Annotated in this window: 19 protein-coding genes; 8 read left to right on the top strand and 11 right to left on the bottom strand. The window is 71.4% G+C overall.

The window, feature by feature from the left end:
- Window positions 1–10: 10 nt before the first annotated feature.
- The 4 genes from ABIA35_RS20975 to ABIA35_RS20960 all read right to left on the bottom strand — a co-directional run bounded on the left by ABIA35_RS20975 (window position 11) and on the right by ABIA35_RS20960 (window position 5,618).
- Window positions 11–1,381 carry an ABC transporter permease gene (locus tag ABIA35_RS20975; protein WP_370341415.1) on the bottom strand — a complete coding sequence of 457 codons (1,371 nt, stop codon included), beginning with the start codon at window positions 1,379–1,381 and terminating at the stop codon, window positions 11–13.
- Window positions 1,378–2,418: an ABC transporter ATP-binding protein gene (locus ABIA35_RS20970; protein WP_370358978.1), complete on the bottom strand. Its 1,041-nt coding sequence runs from the start codon at window positions 2,416–2,418 to the stop codon at window positions 1,378–1,380. The genes ABIA35_RS20975 and ABIA35_RS20970 overlap by 4 nt, the downstream gene beginning before the upstream one ends.
- 366 nt (window positions 2,419–2,784) lie before the next feature.
- A complete protein-coding gene (locus ABIA35_RS20965) occupies window positions 2,785–3,735 on the bottom strand; it encodes an aldo/keto reductase (RefSeq protein WP_370358977.1) in 951 nt (316 codons plus the stop codon).
- Window positions 3,736–3,833: 98 nt separating this feature from the next.
- Entirely contained in the window at window positions 3,834–5,618 is a 1,785-nt protein-coding gene (locus tag ABIA35_RS20960) for an acyclic terpene utilization AtuA family protein (RefSeq protein WP_370341412.1), read from the bottom strand.
- Window positions 5,619–5,869: 251 nt separating this feature from the next.
- Here ABIA35_RS20960 and ABIA35_RS20955 point away from each other — a divergent pair, with 251 nt between their 5' ends.
- Together ABIA35_RS20955 and ABIA35_RS20950 are read left to right on the top strand one after the other, a co-directional pair.
- Window positions 5,870–6,250 carry a hypothetical protein gene (locus ABIA35_RS20955; RefSeq protein WP_370341411.1) on the top strand — a complete coding sequence of 127 codons (381 nt, stop codon included), beginning with the start codon at window positions 5,870–5,872 and terminating at the stop codon, window positions 6,248–6,250.
- Window positions 6,251–6,399: 149 nt separating this feature from the next.
- Window positions 6,400–6,756, top strand: coding sequence for a VOC family protein (locus tag ABIA35_RS20950; protein ID WP_370358976.1), 357 nt, complete (start codon window positions 6,400–6,402; stop codon window positions 6,754–6,756).
- A gap of 145 nt (window positions 6,757–6,901) precedes the next feature.
- Here the strand turns inward: ABIA35_RS20950 and ABIA35_RS20945 are convergent, their stop codons facing one another.
- Window positions 6,902–8,077, bottom strand: coding sequence for a citrate synthase (locus ABIA35_RS20945; protein WP_370358975.1), 1,176 nt, complete (start codon window positions 8,075–8,077; stop codon window positions 6,902–6,904).
- A gap of 114 nt (window positions 8,078–8,191) precedes the next feature.
- Between ABIA35_RS20945 and ABIA35_RS20940 the strand changes: the two genes are divergently transcribed.
- A complete protein-coding gene (locus ABIA35_RS20940; RefSeq protein WP_370358974.1) occupies window positions 8,192–9,178 on the top strand; it encodes an ATP-binding cassette domain-containing protein in 987 nt (328 codons plus the stop codon).
- 103 nt (window positions 9,179–9,281) lie between these two features.
- Here the strand turns inward: ABIA35_RS20940 and ABIA35_RS20935 are convergent, their stop codons facing one another.
- From ABIA35_RS20935 to ABIA35_RS20925, 3 genes are read right to left on the bottom strand one after another with little or no spacing between them, the layout of a single operon-like run.
- Window positions 9,282–9,986, bottom strand: coding sequence for an alpha/beta fold hydrolase (locus tag ABIA35_RS20935; protein WP_370358973.1), 705 nt, complete (start codon window positions 9,984–9,986; stop codon window positions 9,282–9,284).
- A complete protein-coding gene (locus tag ABIA35_RS20930; protein WP_370358972.1) occupies window positions 9,983–11,572 on the bottom strand; it encodes a sensor histidine kinase in 1,590 nt (529 codons plus the stop codon). The genes ABIA35_RS20935 and ABIA35_RS20930 overlap by 4 nt, the downstream gene beginning before the upstream one ends.
- Before the next feature lie 13 nt (window positions 11,573–11,585).
- A complete protein-coding gene (locus ABIA35_RS20925) occupies window positions 11,586–12,320 on the bottom strand; it encodes a response regulator transcription factor (protein ID WP_370358971.1) in 735 nt (244 codons plus the stop codon).
- Window positions 12,321–12,413: 93 nt separating this feature from the next.
- Between ABIA35_RS20925 and ABIA35_RS20920 the strand changes: the two genes are divergently transcribed.
- Genes ABIA35_RS20920 through ABIA35_RS20910 form a run of 3 tightly spaced genes read left to right on the top strand, consistent with a single transcriptional unit; the run spans window position 12,414 to window position 15,104 of the window.
- Window positions 12,414–13,766 carry a ferric reductase-like transmembrane domain-containing protein gene (locus tag ABIA35_RS20920; protein ID WP_370358970.1) on the top strand — a complete coding sequence of 451 codons (1,353 nt, stop codon included), beginning with the start codon at window positions 12,414–12,416 and terminating at the stop codon, window positions 13,764–13,766.
- A gap of 13 nt (window positions 13,767–13,779) precedes the next feature.
- Entirely contained in the window at window positions 13,780–14,376 is a 597-nt protein-coding gene (locus ABIA35_RS20915; RefSeq protein ID WP_370358969.1) for an FMN-binding protein, read from the top strand.
- On the top strand, window positions 14,373–15,104 hold the full coding sequence (locus ABIA35_RS20910) for an FAD:protein FMN transferase (protein ID WP_370341399.1): 732 nt from the start codon (window positions 14,373–14,375) through the stop codon (window positions 15,102–15,104). Before ABIA35_RS20915 ends, ABIA35_RS20910 begins: the two co-directional genes overlap by 4 nt.
- A 3-nt stretch (window positions 15,105–15,107) precedes the next feature.
- On the opposite strand, the gene pyrE is transcribed toward ABIA35_RS20910, so the two are convergent.
- The 3 genes from pyrE to ABIA35_RS20895 all read right to left on the bottom strand — a co-directional run bounded on the left by pyrE (window position 15,108) and on the right by ABIA35_RS20895 (window position 17,439).
- Window positions 15,108–15,680 carry an orotate phosphoribosyltransferase gene (gene pyrE, locus ABIA35_RS20905; protein WP_370358968.1) on the bottom strand — a complete coding sequence of 191 codons (573 nt, stop codon included), beginning with the start codon at window positions 15,678–15,680 and terminating at the stop codon, window positions 15,108–15,110.
- Between the two features lie 95 nt (window positions 15,681–15,775).
- The gene (locus ABIA35_RS20900; protein ID WP_370358967.1) at window positions 15,776–16,441 is read right to left on the bottom strand and encodes a hypothetical protein; all 666 of its coding nucleotides are present in this window, start codon (window positions 16,439–16,441) and stop codon (window positions 15,776–15,778) included.
- A 107-nt stretch (window positions 16,442–16,548) separates the two neighbouring features.
- Window positions 16,549–17,439 carry a serine protein kinase RIO gene (locus ABIA35_RS20895; RefSeq protein ID WP_370341556.1) on the bottom strand — a complete coding sequence of 297 codons (891 nt, stop codon included), beginning with the start codon at window positions 17,437–17,439 and terminating at the stop codon, window positions 16,549–16,551.
- A gap of 268 nt (window positions 17,440–17,707) precedes the next feature.
- Between ABIA35_RS20895 and ABIA35_RS20890 the strand changes: the two genes are divergently transcribed.
- Together ABIA35_RS20890 and ABIA35_RS20885 are read left to right on the top strand one after the other, a co-directional pair.
- On the top strand, window positions 17,708–18,220 hold the full coding sequence (locus ABIA35_RS20890; protein ID WP_370358966.1) for an RNA polymerase sigma factor: 513 nt from the start codon (window positions 17,708–17,710) through the stop codon (window positions 18,218–18,220).
- Window positions 18,217–18,780 (top strand): hypothetical protein, encoded by a 564-nt coding sequence (locus ABIA35_RS20885; protein WP_370358965.1) that lies wholly within the window; start codon window positions 18,217–18,219, stop codon window positions 18,778–18,780. The genes ABIA35_RS20890 and ABIA35_RS20885 overlap by 4 nt, the downstream gene beginning before the upstream one ends.
- The last annotated feature ends 91 nt before the right edge of the window (window positions 18,781–18,871 follow it).

The following is an 18,871-nucleotide window of genomic DNA, read 5'->3' as shown; positions in this document are numbered from 1 at the left end:
TCCTCGGTGCTCAGTGCGCGGCAAGCAGATCGACGTTGCCGTCGAACTGCCACAGCGGGTTGGAGACCGTGGTGCCGTTGGCGACGATCAGGAAGTAGCCGTTGACCTCCTGCGGGCCGTCGCCGTCGGCGACGTAGCGGCCGTTCGCGGTGACGTCGAGCTGGTAGATCGCCTGCGCGGTGATGTTGTCGCCCGGGACGTTCCAGGAGACCGTGCAGCGCCAGTCGTTGCCCGAGCCCTCCTGCGTGCCGATGCCCTCGCTCTTCAGGCACGACGCGGAGCTGTGCAACTGCGGTTCGCTGAGCGGCGGCCGGTGCATCTCCGACTCCTGCAGCACATAGAGGTGCGCGAAGGCGGTGGCCACCGACTTCTGGACCTTGTCCTGGTTGATCCCCGAGCCGCCGGCACCGGTCGCGACGGCGACGACGCCCATGGTCGCGGCCAGGACGCCGGCAAGCGGCAGAACGCCCAGGGTCAGGACCCTGCGTCCGGCGCCGTCGTTGGTGAGGTTGGTGAAGTCGCGGCGCAGGAACAGCAGGTAGGCCAGGACGGTGGCGACGACGGCCCAGACCAGGCTGACGGCGATGCCGATCAGCAGGGGCTGGAGTTGCTGGGGGTCGGTGAACAGGCCGTTCCAGGAGATGAAGGCGTAGCCGGGCAGGGCCAGGCGGACGGCCACCGGCAGCGGCAGCATCTGCGCGGTCTGCATGCCCAGCGCGACGATCATCGGCAGCAGCAGGCCCATCGGCGAGCGCCCCAGGGCGATCGAGCCGAGCAGCCCGATCGCGGCCAGCGCCAGCGTCGGCGCCAGCACGCTGACCCAGGCCAGCAGGACCTTGCCGCCGGCGTCCCCGCCCGCCAGGCTGTGGCCGTCCAGGCCGACCAGCGGGTTGTTGCCCTCGGCGAGCAGGCCGCCCAGGATGCTGGAGAACGCCAGGCCCGCGACCAGAAGCAGGATCACGGTGAGGCTGGCGACAGCCTTGGCCGCGAAGATCCGGCGGTGCGAGCGGATGGCGATGAGCAGGTGCCGCCAGGTGCCCAGCCGATCCTCGGAGGCGAAGACGTCACCGGCCACCACGGAGGTGATCAGCGGCAGGCCCCACGTCCCGCAGAAGCCCAGCGCCACCAGCGATCCGGCCCACCCGGTGGCGTGCATCCAGCGGCCGAACAGCGTGTCGGAGGGCAAGGTGCTCTGCTGGTCGATCGCGAAGACCAGAAGGCCCGGCCCCAGCCAGCACAGCAGAATCAGCAGCCGAACACGCCAGGCGGAGAACTGCTTGGTCAGCTCGAAGCGCAGGACACGGGAGACCGGGACCGGACGAGCGACCGGAATCTCGGCCTCGGGGGCGGGCGCGGGGTTGTCGGTGACGGTGGCGGTCATCGGCCGGCCTCCTGCTGGCTGGTCGCGGGGGCGGACTTCTCTGCCGCCTTTTCTTCTGCCTTCTCGGCGGGCTGCTCTGTGTGCCTCTCCCCAGGCTTCTCCGCGGTCTGCTCGGTCAGCGCGAGGAAGGCTGCTTCCAACGGCGAGACAACCGGCGCCAGCTCGCGCAGCGCTATGTCCGCGCGCACGATGCGGGCCACGAGCTCATCCATCGCCGCGACCTGTCCCCGGACGACGATGACCTCGGTGTCGCCGCGTGCGACGGTGTCGGAGCCTTCGACGATGCCGACCCCAGGCGTCCCGGCCGCGACCGTCCGCGCGTCGGCGGTGTTGGAGACACGCAGCCGGTAGTCCAGCTCCCGGTTCTCGTCGGAGAGCTTGTTCAGGGGCCCGGAGAACACCACGCGTCCGGTCGACAGGATGGTGACCTCGGAGCACAGCGCTTCCAGATCATCCATACGGTGGCTGGACAGAATGACCGTGGCACCGTCTGCCGCCAACCGGTTGAGCACCCCGTGCACGTGCTTCTTGCCCGCCGGGTCCAGACCGTTGGCCGGCTCGTCCAGCACCAGCAGCCGCGGCTTGGTCAGCAACGCAGCGGCCAAACCCAACCGCTGCCGCATCCCCAACGAGAACCCGCGCACCTTGTCATCGGCCACCGCGGTCAACCCGACCTGCTCCAGCGCCTCGTCGACCCCGGTGCTCGGCGCATCCCGGTGCCGCAGCGCGACGAGCGCGGCGAGGTTCTGCTTGGCGGTGAGCGTCGGATACAGACCGGGCCCGTCCACGAACCCTGAGACCCCATCCGGCGCGGCCAACGCCCGCCCCACCGGCGCCCCGAAGATCTCCAGCGTCCCCTGATCGGCGACGGCCAACCCCAACAACAGCCCCAGAAGCGTGGTCTTGCCGGCACCGTTCGGGCCGACCAAGCCGTGGATCTGGCCTTTCGCCATGCTCACATCGACATGATCGAGCGCGACGACATCACCGAAAACCTTGGTGATACCGCGTCCCCTCACCGCGACGGTGGTATCCATCCGCTCCTCCCTCTGCCGGACCGGCACCTGATTCCGGAGGAACCTACCCCCGCCACTTGGCGCTCACCCGCGAAACGGCTGAATGTTCAAGGAACGCGAGGGGGCAGCGGAACGTCGAGGACCGGGGGCTCGAGGGCTCAGAGCTGTCAGCCCAGTGGATCACAGGAGACTGACAAGAGGTGATTCATGCGGGTGTCGACCACGGTGTGACAGGTGGATCCCGCATCCCACAGAGGGCTCCTTGCCCAAACGCGGCAGACACCCGCCAGCAATGACGCGTGCGCAGTGACTCGGCCCTGTGCGCGCCCTTGCTCAGCGCCAACCCCCGGCCGCCAACGCGAAACGAGGGGCACAACCAAACCGCGCCTACTCCCCACCCCCCGCCGGCACGATCGCATCGATCTCCGCCAGCTCCTCGCGGCTCGGCACCCAGTCCCCGGCAGCGGCGTTGGCCTGGACCTGTTCCGGCGACATGGCTCCGGAGATCACCGATGCGCAGCCCGGCTGCGCTGCCAGGCCCGCGATCCCGACCTCCAGGATGCTGCGGCCGTGCTTCTGGGCCCAGGCGATCAGGGCCTCGACCTTGTCCAGGCGGTCCTCGGTGACCCAGCTCGGCCGGCCGGCCAGGCGGGCGTCGGCGGGGATGCCGGTCTCGCGGCGGACCTTGCCGGTGAGCAGGCCGTTGGCCAGGGGGAAGTAGGGCAGGACGCCCAGGCCGAAGCGCTCGGCGGCCGGGACGACTTCGGTCTCGGCGTCGCGGACCAGGAGCGACCAGTGGTTCTGGGCCGAGATGAAGGGGGTGGCGTTCAGCTGCTCGGCGACGTAGTGCGCCTCGGCGATCTGCCAGCCGGCGAAGTTGGAGTTGCCCAGGTACCGGACCTTGCCCTCGCGGACCAGGTCGTCCAGGGCCGAGATGGTCTCGGCGATCGGGGTGGCCGGGTCCGGGGTGTGGAGCTGGTACAGGTCGATGTAGTCCGTGCGCAGGCGCTTGAGCGAGGCCTCGACGGCGCGCCGGATGTAGGCCCGGCCGCCCTTCGCGCCGGCCGCCGGGGGGTAGCCCATGTCATAGCCCTGATGTCCGAACTTGGTGGCCAGGACCACCTGGTCCCGGCGGCCCTCCAGGACCTCGCCGAGGAAGGATTCGGACTTGCTCTGCCCGTACATGTCCGCGGTGTCCAGCAGGGTGATGCCGGCCTCGATGGCGGCGTCCACGACGCGGCGGGTGCCGGCCACGTCCAGGCGGCCGCCGAAGTTGTTGCAGCCCAGGCCGACGACGGACACGAGCAGGCCGGAATTGCCGAGGTGACGATAGCGCATGATCCGATCCTAGTCCGGCCGCCTCAGCCGCTCAGGAGCCCGCCGCCCTCAGCCGCTCAGGAGCCCGTGGCCCTCAACCGCTCAGGACCCCGCCCCCCTCACCCGTTCAAAAACTCCACCGGCACCATCACCAGCCGCGACCGCACGAACTCCCCGAGCCCCTTGGCCTGCGGATCGGCCCGCGTCGAGGAGGCCACACCCTCCCCGAGCATGCCGTACACGACGAAGTTCACCGCGCGCAGGTTCGGCAGCTCGAAGCGCTCCACCCGCAGGTCGCAGGACTCCGGCACCAGCTTCTGGAACGTCTCGGCGTCCAGCGTCTCGCGCAGCCAGGCGAAGGCCCGGTCGGTGCGGGTCCACAGCCCGACGTTGGCGTTGCCGCCCTTGTCGCCCGAACGCGCGCCGCAGACCAGCCCGAGCGGGGCCAGCCGCTTCATCCCGTCGGAGAAGAACGGCTCGATCGGCCGCGCGGCGTCCAGGTGCAGCGCGGTTCCCATCGGCCGGCGGCACGGCTGGATCTCCACGCGCTCGCCGTCGGGCATCACCGCGATGTGGTCCACGTGGCGGTCCTGGATCAGGGTCGGCCAGTAGACGCCGTACTCGACCTCGCGGGTGGGCGGCGTGGTGGGGTGGAACCCGGAATAGCCGGCCAATGCCAGGCTGGTCACCGCGCCGGTGAAGGCCTGCCCGACCTTGTCCGGGTCCGGGTCCTTGACCGTGATGTGCAGGTAGGCGGTGGCCTCCTCGTCGGTGCGGGCCTGCTCGGCCGGCTTGTCGCTGCGCTGCAGCCGCACGTCCACCGAGGCGAAGCGGCCGCGTCCGCCGAGGGTGTCGAAGATCTGCGCCTCGGCCAGGCCCGCCTTGGCCTCTATGTCCAGGCCGGTGACGCCCAGCGTGACGGAGTTGCGGAAGCCGCCGCGGTAGTTGAACGCCACCTTCAGCTTGTGCGGGCCGGTCATGCCCTTGGCGCCGCGCATCTCGACCCGGTCCGGGGCCTGCTGGGTCAGGCGCAGGGTGTCGAAGTGCGCGGTGACGTCAGGGTTCGTATAGGCCGGGCCCTCGATCTCGTAGAGCAGCTGCGCCGTGACGGTGCCGACCGAGACCACGCCGCCGGTGCCCGGGTGCTTGGTGATCACCGCGGAGCCGTCGTGGGCCACCTCGGCGATCGGGAAGCCGGGGACGCGGGTGTCGGGCAGTTCGTCCAGGAAGGAGTAGTTGCCGCCGGTGCACTGCGGGCCGCACTCGATGACGTGCCCGGCGGCGACCGCGCCGGCCAGGGCGTCCCAGTCGTCGCCGTCCCAGCCGTGCCACCAAGCGGCCGGGCCCACGACGAGCGAGGCGTCGGTGACCCGGCCGCAGACGACGATGTCCGCGCCGCCGGCTAACGCCGCGGCGATGCCCCAGGCGCCCAGGTAGGCGTTGGCAGAGACCGGAACGTCCGCGTCGCGGAAGGGCTCGCCGGTGTCCAGATTCTCGAAGGGCACGTTCTTGGCGCGCAGCTCGGCCAGCTGCGGAAGCAGGTCGTCACCTTCGATGTGGGCGACCTTCAGCCGCAGGCCCAGATGCGCGATCAGGGCCCGGAGGTCCTCGGCCAGCCGCGCCGGGTCCAGGCCGCCGGCGTTGGTGACGACCTTGATCCCCTTCTCCTGGCAGGAGGCGAGCACCTGGTTCATCTGCGCCAGGAACGAGCGCGCGTAGCCGGGGCCGCCGCGCTCGCGGGCCTTGTGCAGCAACAGGGGAGTGAGCTCGGCCAGATAGTCGCCGGTGAGGACGTCGATCGGACCGCCGTCCACCATCTCCCTGGCCGCGGACAGACGATCGCCGTAGAACCCCGATGAATTCGCGATGCGCAATGGGCGGCGGGGCGGGATCTGGGTGTTCACTACACGACTCCTCGCAGTGTGAACTGAGCTCTCCCCGTGACTTTACCTGCGGGGTGCCCCCTGGCGGGCCAGTAGCGCGCAGGATTTCCTATAACGAGGTCGAGCGAATTCCGGTCCTGATCACCGTCGGAGGGCCCTGATGAGCCCTTAAGCCCCTGAGTCCGATCCGCCTCGATGAGGAGACCGTCATCCTCTGGTATGTCACTCGCCAGGCTGATTCCCCCGAAGCGTCCGCGATATATCGTCATGCCATGACTGTCGACGAGCTGACCCCGCAGGAGATCGCGGCGGCTTTGGCGGCCCGCAAGGAGTTGGGGCCGGACTACGAGCACGAGATCGCGGCCTCGCTGGCGGACCGGATGCAGCGCCGGATCGACTCCGAGGTGCTGGCCCGCACCGGCGGCGCGGGCGCGGCGGAGTCGGGCTCCCGGCGCCGCGACGAGGGCGAGATCGCCGACGCGGTGACCGCGCGCTGGACCGCGCTGGGCTCGCTGGCCGCCGGCACCGCCGTCACCATGGCCTGCAGCGGACCGAACTCGACGCCCGCGGTGGTGCCGGTGGCCTGGGCCGGGATCATGGTGATCAACGTGGCGGTGAACGTCGGGCGGCGCCGGCGGCGCAAGCGGTCCTGACGCGCCGCGGCGGTGGGCCAGTGAGCCGGTGGGCAGCCAGTGAGCCGGCGGCCCGTGAGCCGATGCGCCGGTGAGCCAGTGCTGCGGTGACCCAGTCACCCGGTGAGCCGTTCCACCGCTTGTGGGTGAGCCGCTGGCAGGATGGCGCCATGGAAAGAGTGCTCGGGATCGGTGGATACTTCCTGCGCAGCGCCGATCCGGCGGCCCAGACCGCCTGGTACCGCGACTGCCTGGGCCTGGACCTCGACGAGAACGGCCTGTGGCAGCCGCAGGCCGGGCCGACGGTGTTCGCGGCCTTCGAGGCCGAGACCGACTACTTCGGGTCGCGGACGCAGCAGGTGATGCTCAACTTCCGCGTCCGCGATGTCGCGGCGATGCTTCAGCAACTGCGGGACAAGGGCGCCGACGTCGCCGACGAGGTCCAGGAGATGGAAGGCGTCGGGCGGTTCGGCTGGGTCACCGATCCGGAGGGGAACCGGATCGAGCTGTGGGAGCCGGCGGACTGAAGACGGCCTGAAGACGGCCCGAAGACGGCCCGAAGACGGCCCGAAGACGCGATCAGGGTCCGGATTCCCTGAGGGATTCCGAACCCTGGCTGTCATGCCGTCACGCCGTCACGCCGTCATAAACCGCCGACCCTCCGGCGGATCGTCAGTCCTCCGGCAGCGGCTGCGGCGCCGGCACGCCGGCGTAGTGGGCCGCGGGCCGGATGATCTTCGAGTCCTGGGCCTGCTCCAGGATGTTCGCGCACCAGCCGATCACCCGGGAGGTGGCGAACGTCGGGGTGAACATGTCGCGCGGGACACCGGACAGCTCCATGACCACGCCGGCGTAGAACTCGACGTTCGTGTAGAGCTGGCGGCCGGGCTTCAGCTCGGCGAGGGCCTTGAGCACGTGCTCCTCGACCGCCACCGCGAAGTCCACCAGGTCCCCGTCCAGGCGCTGGGCGACGCCGCGCAGCATGATCGAGCGCGGGTCGTCCGTGCGGTAGACCGGATGGCCGAATCCCATGATCCGCGACCCGGCTTCCACCTGCGCGCGGACCCAGTCCTCGGCCTTGTCGGGGGTGCCGATCTCGTCCAGGGTGTCCAGGGCCCGGGACGGCGCGCCGCCGTGCAGCGGGCCGGACAGCGAGCCCAGCGCGCCGGTCACGGCCGCGGCCAGGTCGGCGCCGGTCGAGGCGATGACGCGGGCGGTGAAGGTGGAGTTGTTGAAGCCGTGGTCCACGGTCGAGATCAGGTACTGCTCGATCGCGCGGGCCTGCTCGGGCGTGGGCTCGGAGCCGTTGAGCATGTAGAGGTAGTTCGCCGCGTACGACAGGTCGTCGCGGGGCTCCACCATCTCCAGGCCCTTGCCGAGCCGGTGTATCGCGGTCAGCACCGTGGGGGCCAGGGCGCTGATGAACAACGCGTCCGCCCGGCGGGTCTGCTCGTCGATGTCGTAGATCGGCCGCATGCCGCGCTGCCCGGCCAACAGCGGCAGCGCCGCGCGCAGGCCGCTCATCGGCTCGCCGTGCACCGCCTCGGCGATGGCCGGCAGCAGCGCCTTCACCTTGTCCGGGATGTGCCGCAGCGGCACCGTCTCGGCGATGAAGCGCTCGCGCTCGGCGGCGTCGGGCAGGTGGCCGTCGATCATCAGGACCCAGACGTCCTCCAGGGTCCGCTTCTCGGCCAGTTCCACCGCGTTGTACTCGCGGTAGTGGTAGAAGCCTTCCTCGCCGCGCACGTCGCCGACTTTCGTGTCGGTGACGATGACACCGGCCAGACCGCGCGGAACTTCCACGGTGGTGACGCTCCGCGTGGGGCGAGGCTGCTCGGATTCGAGCATCGTCGTGCCTCCTTGTGTGATTGTGTCGTCACCTCGATCTTGGAGTTCTCCGGCGGTGTGCGTCAATCGGCGCGCTCGGTGATATGTGATGATCATGGGGTGTACGCTGGGGTAGTGACGGATGTGATCTCCCTCACCGGCGTGGTGAAGACGTTCGGGCGCGGGCCGGCTGCCGCGCGGGCTCTGGACGGCCTGGACCTGGCGGTGGCCCCGGGCGAGGTCCACGCCCTGCTCGGCCCCAACGGCGCCGGCAAGTCCACCACCCTCAGGATCCTGCTGAGCCTGCTGCGCCCGGACTCCGGCCAGGTGCGCCTGTTCGGCCGCGACGCCTGGCGCGACGCCGTGGACCTGCACCGCCGGCTGGCCTATGTCCCGGGCGATGTCGCCCTGTGGCCGGACCTGTCCGGCGGCCAGGTGCTGGCGATGCTCGCCAAGCTGCGCGGCCGCAAGGCCGACGCCGGGCGCCTGGCCGAGCTCCTGGAGCGCTTCGACCTGGACCCGGGCAAGAAGGGCCGCGCCTACAGCAAGGGCAACCGCCAGAAGGTGATGCTGGTCGCGGCCTTCGCCTCCGAGACCGACCTGCTGGTCCTGGACGAGCCGACCAGCGGCCTGGACCCGCTGATGGAGGCCGAGTTCCGGGCCTGCCTGGCCCAGGAGAAGGCGCGCGGGCGCACCGTGCTGCTGTCCAGCCACATCCTGTCCGAGGTCGAGGAGGTCTGCGACCGGGTCAGCATCGTGCGCCGCGGCCGGGTCGCCGAGTCCGGGACGCTGGCCGAGCTGCGGCACCTGACGCGCACCCTGGTCGACGCCGAGCTGCCGCGGCTGCCGGGCGGCCTGGACGCTCTGGCCGGGCTGCACGAGGTACGGGTCACCGAGCTGGGGCCGAGCCATGGCGGGGGAGTGCGGCTGGAGTGCGCGGTCGACACCGAGCACCTGTCGGCGCTGATGGTGCTGCTCGGGAGTGCGGGAGTGCGGTCGATGACCAGCCGGCCGCCGACGCTGGAGGAGTTGTTCCTGCGGCATTACGCCGACCCGGATCGCGGTGGCGCGGCGGGGGCAGGGGCCGGGGTAGAGAAGGACAGCGAGCCCAGCGTGGCGTGAAGCCAAGCTCATGGCAGGTTGGCGGGCGTGCGCCGACGGCGAACCCAGCGCGGCGTGAGGCCAAGCCCATGGCGGGTTGGCGGGGCGTGCGCCCACGGCGAACCTAGCGCGGCGTGAGCCCCAGCTCGCCGAGGAAGCCCCGCACCTCGGCCAGGAACCGGTCGGGCGCGTCGCGGTGCGGCGTGTGCCCCGCACCCTCCAGCGTCACCAGCCTGGCGCCCGGGATCAGCGCGGCCGCCTCGGCCAGCAGGTCCTGCGGGACATGGCTCGTGGCTCCCCCGGCGACGACCAGCGTCGGAGCCGTGATCCGGGCCAGGTCCGGCCACCACGCCGGGTCGGGCGAGCGGATCGCGTCGAAGACCGCGGGCAGGACGTCCCAGTCGTAGGGCGGCTCCTCCTCCATGCGCTTCGGGGCCGGGAGGTCCATGCCCTCCTTCGGCGGGACCGTGTCCTCCAGGATCAGGGCTTTGAGTCGCTCGGGATGCCGGGAGGCCGCGAGCGCGCACACCGTGCCGCCCATGCTGTGGCCGAGCAGGACGAACTCGTCCACTCCCAGCGCGTCGGCGAACCCGAATACGTCGTCACGCCAAAGAGCGAACCCGTATTCACCCGGACGGCTGCTGGAGCCGTATCCGCGCAGAGTCGGGGCGAAAACGTGGCAGCCGTCCAGGGCGGTCGCGGTCTCGTCCCAGACATGCGCCGTACTCGGATGCCCATGCACCGCGATCAGCGGTGTTCCGTCCGCCGGGCCGGTTTCTCGATAATGCAGATTCAGGCCATTGACATGCGCGGTGCGGTCGACGGTCATGGTGCCGACTCTAGCCATGTGCTGTCACCGGCCCTGTGCCGTCTCTGGTTCTCGGGCTGCTGCTCCGGCAGCACGAGCTCGAAGACCGTCCGCCCCGGCTGGGACCGCACCCCGACCCGTCCGCCGTGCGCCTCGGCGACCGCGCGCGTGATGGCCAGTCCCAGGCCGGTGCTCCCGGAGCTCCGGGCCCGCGCCGGGTCGCCGCGGGTGAAGCGGTCGAAGACCCGGTCCGCGAGGTCCGGCGGCAGTCCCGGCCCGGTGTCCTCGATCGCGAGGCGGACCCGGCCGGCGTGCACGGTGATACCGACCGTGACGAGCGTCCCGGGCGGGGTGTGCACGCGGGCGTTGGTCACGAAGTTCGCCACCGCCTGGGCCAGCCGGTGCGGGTCGCCGAGGACGGTCACCGGGTCGGTCGGCAGGTCCAGGCGCCATTCGTGGCGGGTGCGGGCTCGGCCGTCGTTGCTGGCCGTCGCCGCGTCGCTGCCCTTGTTGCCGTCCGCGTCTGTGCCGGTGTCGGTATCGGCGGCCGTGTCGGCGGCGCGCGCGTCGTCCACCGCGTTCAGCACCAGCAGCGTCAGGTCGACTTCCTTGGACTCCAGCGGCCGGCCCGCGTCCAGACGCGCCAGCAGGAGGAGGTCGTCCACGATGGTGCCCATGCGCCGGGACTCGGCCTCGATCCGGGTCAGCGCGTGCCGGGCGTCGTCGGGCAGCTCGCCGCCGCGCCGCAGCACCAGCTCGGCGTGGCCGCGGACGGAGGCCAGCGGGGTGCGCAGCTCGTGGCCGGCGTCGGCGGCGAAGTCGCGCAGCCGGCGCTCGACCGACTGGCGCCGGGCCAGGGCGTCCTCGACGTGGCCCAGCATGCGGTTCAGGGAGGCGCCGACGCGCTTCACTTCCTCCTGCCCCCGGGCGGAGTCGCGGTCCGTGTCCGGGACCCGCACGTCCAGCGCCACCTCGCCGCTGGCCAGCGACAGGGTGCTGACCCGCTCGGCGGTGGTGACCACCCGGTCCAGCGGCCGCAGCGCCAGCCTGACCCACGCCGCGCCGCCGAGCGCGGCGGCCACCACGGCCCCGGCGAACAGTACGATCTCGGCCTCGGCGAGCTCCCGCACGGGCCCGGAGACCTGGGACAGCGGCAGGCCGGTGACCAGGACGTCGCCGTCGGCCCCGTTGACCGCGCGCATCCGGTAGTCCGTGAGCGCCGACAGCCGCACGGTGTGCGGTGAGCCGTCCAGCGGCAGCGCGAGCAGGGCCCGGGAATCGGCCGCGGACAGGCGGACCTGGCCGGTGTTGTCGCCGGTCGAGCTGGTCCCGTCGACCACGCCGACCTGGGTCACCACCCCGTCGTCGGCGCGGGCCCCGAAGGTGCCCTGCGCCTGCCCGCGGGTGTCGGCGGCGGCCAGTTCGTGCTCCAGGCTCTGCGCGTAGCGCGGCCCGGCCGCCGTCAGTTGCTGGTCCAGCCGCGTCACGAGGAAGCCGCGCAGCAGGGCCGTGGTGCCGAACCCGACGCCGGCGAAGATCGCCGCCAGCAGCACCACCAGCCCGAGCGTCAGCTGTCCTCGCAGCGTGCGCGGCCGGAGCCGCCTCATTGGTCGACGAGGGTCATGGAGCGGCGGCCTTGATGACGTACCCCGCGCCGCGCACCGTGTGGATCATCGCCGGGCGGCCGGCGTCGATCTTCTTGCGCAGGTAGCTGATGTAGAGCTCCACGACGTGCGCCTGCCCTCCGTAGTCGTACGACCACACCTCGGCCAGGATCTGCGACTTGCTCAGCACCTGGCGCGGGTGCCGCATGAGGAACCACAGCAGCGAGAACTCCTTCGGACTCAGCTCGATCGGCTCGCCGCCCCGGGTCACCTCCCGCGCGGCCTCGTCCAAGACTAGGTCTCCGACGACCAGGCAGTCCGGTCCGGCGGCCCGGCCGGTCCGGCCGCGGGCCGTGCGCCGCACCAGGCTGCGCAGCCGCACCACCACCTCGTCCAGGCTGAACGGCTTGGCCACGTAGTCGTCGCCGCCGGCCGCGATCCCGGCGATCCGGTCCTCCACGGCGTCGCGCGCTGTGAGGAACAACACGCGCACTTCGGGACGGGAGGTGTGAATGCGCCGCATGACCTCCATGCCGTCCATGTCCGGCAGCATCATGTCCAGCACCACGGCGTCCGGCTGGTAGGTCGCCGCCGCCGAGACCGCCTCCCGGCCGTCGTGCGCGCCCACGGCGTCCCAGCCCTCGTGCCGCAGCGCGCCGCAGACGACCTCCACCAGGTCCGGCTCGTCGTCGACGACCAGGAAACGCCAGGGTTCCGTCGGGTTCGCGATATTCGCAGGCATGGCGGCCATCGTCCACATCCAGCGTGAAGATTGGCTAAGGATTCCTCTCGAACGGACGCCGTTCTGAGGAAACTCAAAGCTAGGGCTGTTTACCTCGGTCGCATGAGCACGACCGCACTGTCCCGCGACACCGCGCCGACCGGCGCGAGAACCTCGCCCGAGACCGTCCCGCGGCTGGCCCTGGCGCTGATGGCGGCCGGCGCCGCCGCGGTGCTGGCCGCCTGGTGGCACGCCACCGCCAGCGTCGTGGGCGCGGCAGGCTGGCTGGACGGCGCGGGCCGGATCACCGGCCTGCTGGCCGGCTACCTGGCGCCGGTCCTGCTGCTGCTCATGGCCCGGATCCCGGTGCTGGAGCACCGGGTGGGCAGCGACCGGCTGGCGCGCTGGCACGCGCTGGCCGGGCGGTACATGGTCTTCCTGGTCAGTGCGCACGTCGTCACGATCATCTGGGGATACGCCCTCACGGATGGCAAGGGCGTGGTTTCCGAGGGTGTGGACATCATCTTTCATTACCCGGAGATGATCAAGGGGTCGCTGGGCACCCTGCTGCTGTTCGGCACCGGCGTCGTCTCGGCGCGGGTGGCCCGGCGCAAGCTCCGCTACGAGACCTGGTACTACCTGCACCTGGCCACCTATCTGGCGATCGCATTGGCGTTCAGCCACCAGATCGTCAACGGCGCCGACCTGTCGGTGCAGCCCGAGCAGACGCTGTGGAGCGCGTACTACGTGCTGGCGGCCCTGACGCTCGGCTGGTTCCGGCTGTGGATGCCCTACGTCCGCGACCGGCGGCACAAGCTGCGGGTGCACTCGGTGGTGGCCGAGGGGCCGGGCGTCTACTCGGTGATCCTGAAGGGCGAGCGGCTGGAGGATCTGAACGCCCGGCCCGGGCAGTTCTTCCGTCTCCAGTTCCAGACCCGGAACCTGCGATGGGTGGCCAACCCGTACTCGCTGTCCGCCGCGCCGCACCCGAGCTACCTGCGCTTCACGATCAAGAGCCTGGGCGACCACAGCTCGGCGGTGGCCCGGCTGCGGCCGGGCACGAAGGTGCGGGCCGAGGGGCCCTACGGCGCCTTCACCGAGGACAAGGCCCGCTCGCCGCAGGTGCTGCTGATCGCCGCGGGCGTCGGCATCACGCCGGTCCGGGCCCTGTTCGAGACCCTGCCCGGGCGGCTGACGCTGCTCTACCGGGCCGGGAGCGACCGGGAGATCCTCTTCCGGCGCGAGCTGGAGGACATCGCCCGCGACCGGGGCGCGCGGCTGGTGTACTTGGTCGGCAGCCGACGGCGGCACGGCAAGACGCTCACCCCGCGCGGGCTGATGAATCTGGTGCCGGACCTGAAGGCGCACGACGTCTATCTGTGCGGGCCCGAGCCGATGCAGCAGGCGGTCATCGCCGCGCTGCGGGAGGCGGGGGTGCCCGCCTCCCACATCCACCACGAGTCTTTCGAGTTCTAGAGAGGGGCGTTCCATGCGACGCGCGATCGTCACCGGCACCGCGACCGTTTCGGGGGTCGTCCTGCTGCTCGGTCTGAAGCCGCACAGCGACACGCCGCTTGCGAGCAAGGGGACCGCCAACAACTTCACGATCAACCAGTCGGATGCGGCGGGGAACCAGCCGAGTGCGCCGAGTTCCTCGGGGGCCTCTGGTTCTTCCGGGTCTTCGCCCCAGTCCGGATCGGCGCCTTCGACGTCTTCGCCGCCGTCATCGGCTCCGTCATCGGCTAAGTCATCGGCGCCGAGCTCGGCCCCGGCGGCGCCCAAGTCCTCGGCCCCCGCCCCGGCCGCCACGACCAAGACCGTCACCGGCGACGCCGCGGACACCCGCTACGGACCGGTGCAGCTCGCGGTCACCTTCAACGGCAAGAAGATCACCCAGATCCAGGTGCTGGAGTACCCCACCGAGACCGGCCGCGACCAGGAGATCAACAGCTACGCCATCCCGCAGCTGAACCAGCAGGCGATGAGCGCGCAGAGCGCGAACATCGACGGCGTCTCGGGCGCGACGTACACCAGCCAGGGCTACCAGCAGTCGCTGCAGAGCGCGATAGACAAGGCGGGTGCATGACGGTCCGCCACGTCGAGCAGGTGATGGGCACGGTGTTCTCGATCGTCGCCGACGACGGCGCGGGCCTGCCGGCGGCCGTGTCCCGCCTGCACGAGATCGACGCGAAGTTCTCGACCTACCGCGCCGACAGCCCGGTCAGCCGCATGGCCCGCGGCGAGGCGGTGGACCGCGACCCGGAGATCGCCGAGGTCCTGCGCCGCTGCGCCGAGGTCGAGGCCGACACCGACGGCGCCTTCAGCGCCTACCCGGCCGGCCGCCTGGACCCCAGCGGCTGGGTGAAGGGCTGGGCGATCGAGGAGGTGGACCGCCTCCTGACCGCCGCCGGCTCCCGCAACCACCTGATCGTCGGCGGCGGCGACGTCCAGGCCCGCGGCGAGGCCGAACTGGGCCGCCCCTGGACCGTGGGCATCACCGACCCCCTGCACTCGGACCGCTACGCGGTCCTGGTCAACGGCCGCGACTTCGCCATCGCCACCTCCGGCACCGCGGAGCGCGGCGCGCACATCATCGACCCGGCCACCGCCGAACCGGCGACCGGCTTCGCCTCGGTGACCCTGATCGGCACCCGGATCGCGCACACGGACGCGTACGCCACGGCCGTGTTCGCGATGGGCCCGGAGCGCGGGCTGGAGTGGGTCGAGGAGCGCCCGGGGTTCGAGGCGTACGCGGTCCTGCCGGACGGCGGGACTGTGGAGACGGCGGGGTTCGCGCGGTTTCTGGCGGGGTGAGGGTCAGGCCTCGGAGGCCTCGGAAGTTACGGAAGCCACGGGGGTGACGGAAGCCACGGAGGCGCGCAGATCGTCGGCCGTGAGCAGAGACAGCAACCGGATCCCTTGCGCCGCCAGAGCTTCCGCACCCCCTTGCCCGCGGTCGATGACGCACAGAGCCTCGCGCACATCGGCGCCGAGGGTGCGCAATTCCTCGGTGGACAAAAGGATCTGACCGCCGCTGGTGACCACGTCTTCGACGATCAGGATCCGGCGACCGCCGATCTCCGCACCCTCGGCGAGCCGGCGGGTGCCGTAGGCCTTGGCGGTCTTGCGGACGAAGGCACAGGGCAGGCCGGTGTGCCGACCCAGAGCGGTGACCACGGGGATGCCGCCCATCTCCAGCCCGGCCAGGACCTCGGTGCCGGCCGGTACGAGCGGGGCCATGCGCTCGGCTACGGCGTCGAGCAGGACGGGATCGGCCTCGAAGCGGTACTTGTCGAAGTACTCGGTCGCGGTGCGGCCGGAGCGGAGGACGAAGTCGCCGGTCAGGTGGGCGGCGGCGTGGATGCGGGCTGCGAGGTCGGAGTGGGTCACAGGCAGCCAGTATCGCAGGGGGCGCTCTGGCGTTGTGTCGAGTGTTGTATCGAGTGTTGTATCGAGTGCTGTGTCGAGTGTTGTGCCGAGCAGAATCAGCCGGTCCCGGTCAGCGCCTCCCCGAACCACCCCGCGACCTCGTCGGCGATCGCGAACGCGTCGCGCGAGCCGTCCACTCCGATCACCCGGATCCCATGCGCCACCGCCTGCCGGACGGCGTCCTCGGCGATCAGGCGGTCGCGTGCGACGCGGTTGGTCTGGGCGCGCGCCGGGTCGCTGGTGTGGGTTCCCATCGCGGCGGCGCGCGGCAGGGTACTGAGTTGGTGGCGGCGGAAGTCCTCGGTCGGGACCAGGACCGCCATCCGGTTTGGGGTGTCCAGGAGGGGCGCGACCAGTTCCGGGCGCAGGCCCCAGCCCTCGGCGATGATCGGCCTCGGCGAGTAGAGGCTGCGCAGGTCGTCCAGGGCCCATGCGAAGCGCTCGGAGAATCCCGCGAGAGTCTGCGCGGCCATGGCCTCCGGCGTCGTCTGCACCCAGACGGTGTCAGGGGGCGGATTCTCCGGGCTCTGCCCGAGGGCCACGCGCCGCGCGATGCGGCGGTCCTGGTGGCCGCGGGCGTCGTGGTAGTCGTAGTGGTAGGCGGTCAGGCCGTGGCGGTGGGCGAGGATGCGGGCGACCGTCGACTTGCCGGCCCATTGTGCGCCGCCGATCCACAGGGTGCGGCGCAGTGTCTCGGAGGGATCCCAGGTCTGCTCGGACATTGCAGCGACTGTAGCCGAGGTCCGCTTGTCGCGGACCCCGGCTGCCAGCCTCGCGGTGTCAAGGTTTGATGTCAGGGCTCGGTGTCAGGGTTCGGTGTCAGGGTTCTTCAGGTCAGGCGTGCCTCGCCGGCCAGTGTCTCCAGCAGACGCGCCGGGTCGGCGAAGTGCTCGGGCAGGCCGTGGGCGGTGAACCACTTGGCGACGTTGTGCACGTCCCGGGACAGGTACTCCCGGCCCCTGGGGTTCACCACCACGTCCACCACCTGCGGCAGGTCGATCAGGACCAGCCGGCCGTGGTGCACCAGGATGTTGTACGGGGACAGGTCGCCGTGCGTCTGGCCGCGCTCGGCCAGCGCCAGCAGCGCCGAGACCAGCTGTTCCCACAAGTCCAGCAGTTCGTCGGGCTCCGGGCGCAGCTGCGCCAGCCGGGGCGCGGCCGTGCCGTCGGGGTCGCCGACGAACTCCATCAGCAGCTCGGAACCGTACAGCTGCACCGGATACGGGACCGGCACGCCGGCCTGCCACAGGTCGGACAGGGCGCCGAACTCCGCGATCGCCCACTGCTGGGCGATCAGGTTCATGCCGAAGGACGTGCGCCCCTCGATCGCGCGCATGTCGCGGGTACGGCGCAGCCGGCGGCCTTCGAGGTAGCCGGCGTCGCGCTGGAAGTTGCGGTGTTCGTTCGAGCGGTAGCGCTTGGCGGCCATCGTGACCTCGGCGCCGGTGTCGGGGACGACGCGGCGCAGCAGGAAGACGTCCGCTTCCTTGCCGGTCTTGAGCACACCGAGTTCGTGGTCGCAGGCGCCCTGCTCGGTGATCACCCACTCCGGACGCGGCTCGGGGCCGTGGCCGGCGTCGGGCCAGTTGGACCAGCGGTCGCCCTCGGGCGGGGCCATGTCCGCGTTCTCGCGCTCGATGGCGAGACGGCCCTTTTCCTCAAGGGTGAGGCGGCCCTTGCGGTTCGGGTTGGCGAGGGATTCGTCGACACGCCGACGCATACGCTCGGGGCGCGCGGAGGTGTCCTCGAAGTCTTCGGAATCGTCGTTCAGGTACTGCGAGTGCTTAGGCACTGGGGTGTTCTCCAAAAGGAAAGGAGGTAAAAGGCTCGGGATTCCGCGCGCGCGGCAATGACGGCAAACGTCACTGTCCCCACCCCCTTCCAGGAGAACTCGATCGGCGACCGACGCGGTCGGCGATGCGCACGACCTTGGCACGCTGCTCGACAGTGCGCAAGCGGTTATTCGCGCCGCCGGTACGATCAAGCCCGTGAGCGCAGACGCGGACCCGCCTACTGCCGTCCGCTGGGTCCGCGCCGCTCAAGGCGGCGACGCGTTGGCGATGACCCGCCTCCTGGACGAGCTGACGCCCTACGTCGGCCGCCTGTGCGCACCGATCGCGCTCGCCGACGCACCGGACGCCGCGCAGGAGGCGCTGATCGCGGTGTTCCAGAACCTGCGGAACCTCCGCGAGCCGGCGGCACTGTACGGCTGGGTCCGGCGCATCGCGGTGCGGGAGGCGATCCGCGTCGCGCAGCGCGGCGCGCGCCAGCAGCCGGCGGAGCTAGCCGAGCTTCCGGCGCCGGGCAGCCCGGAGCTGGCGGTCGATGTCCGCGACGTGCTGGACCGGCTGTCGCCGGAACACCGTGCGATCCTGATGCTGCGCGAGGTGGAGGGTTTGGACGAGCGGGCTGCGGCGGAGGTGCTCGAGGTGTCGGCGGGGACGGCGAAGTCGCGGCTGAGTCGGGCCAAGGCGGCGTTCCGGAAGCAGTGGACGGCATGAGTGGGATGAGTGGCACGAGCGGGATGAGTGGCGCCGGCAGCCCGGGGGGTCCCGGCAGCCCGGGCGGCGCCGGCAATCAGAGCGGCGCCGGCAATCAGGGTGGCGCCGGCAGCCCGAGCGGCTGGCCCGTAGTGGACCTCGACCCCGTCCGCCGCATGCGCGTCCTGGCCTCGGCCCTCCCGTCCGGCGCCTACGGCGAGCTCCGCATCGGCGCACCGCTCGACCACGTCTGGCAGTACCTCGCGGACCTGGACCGCAGCATCCCCGACCTGATCGGCTTCATCCGCCGCTTCGAGCTCGCCGCCGACGGCTCGGCGGTCGCCACCGGCCTGCTCGGCAACCGCGGCCGCTTCGCCGTGGACCTGCGCGAGGGCTGGTGCGTCATGCAGGACCGGTTCGTGGTCGGCGGGTTCGCGGCGGTCGCGGACGGCGACGCCACCGTGCTCGCGGGCTGCGGCGCCGTCCGCACCGCCGGGATCCGCAGGGCCGTGCCGCTCCTGCTCGGCGAGCGCGCCGTGCTGCGCACCCTGGGCAGGGTGCGCAGGCGCGTGGAGGGCTAGTGCAGCGCCGCATTGATCCTTCGGGGGTCATGCGGCTTTGAGTGGGCTGCCGTCGTAGGTCCAGCGGTAGGGCTTGGCGTCGTGTTCGTCG

It is taken from the genome of Catenulispora sp. MAP12-49 (genome assembly GCF_041262705.1).
Taxonomy (GTDB): Bacteria; Actinomycetota; Actinomycetes; order Streptomycetales; family Catenulisporaceae; genus Catenulispora.
The sequence above is the reverse complement of the archived record's forward strand: the minus strand, read 5'-3'. Positions and strand labels throughout refer to the sequence as shown.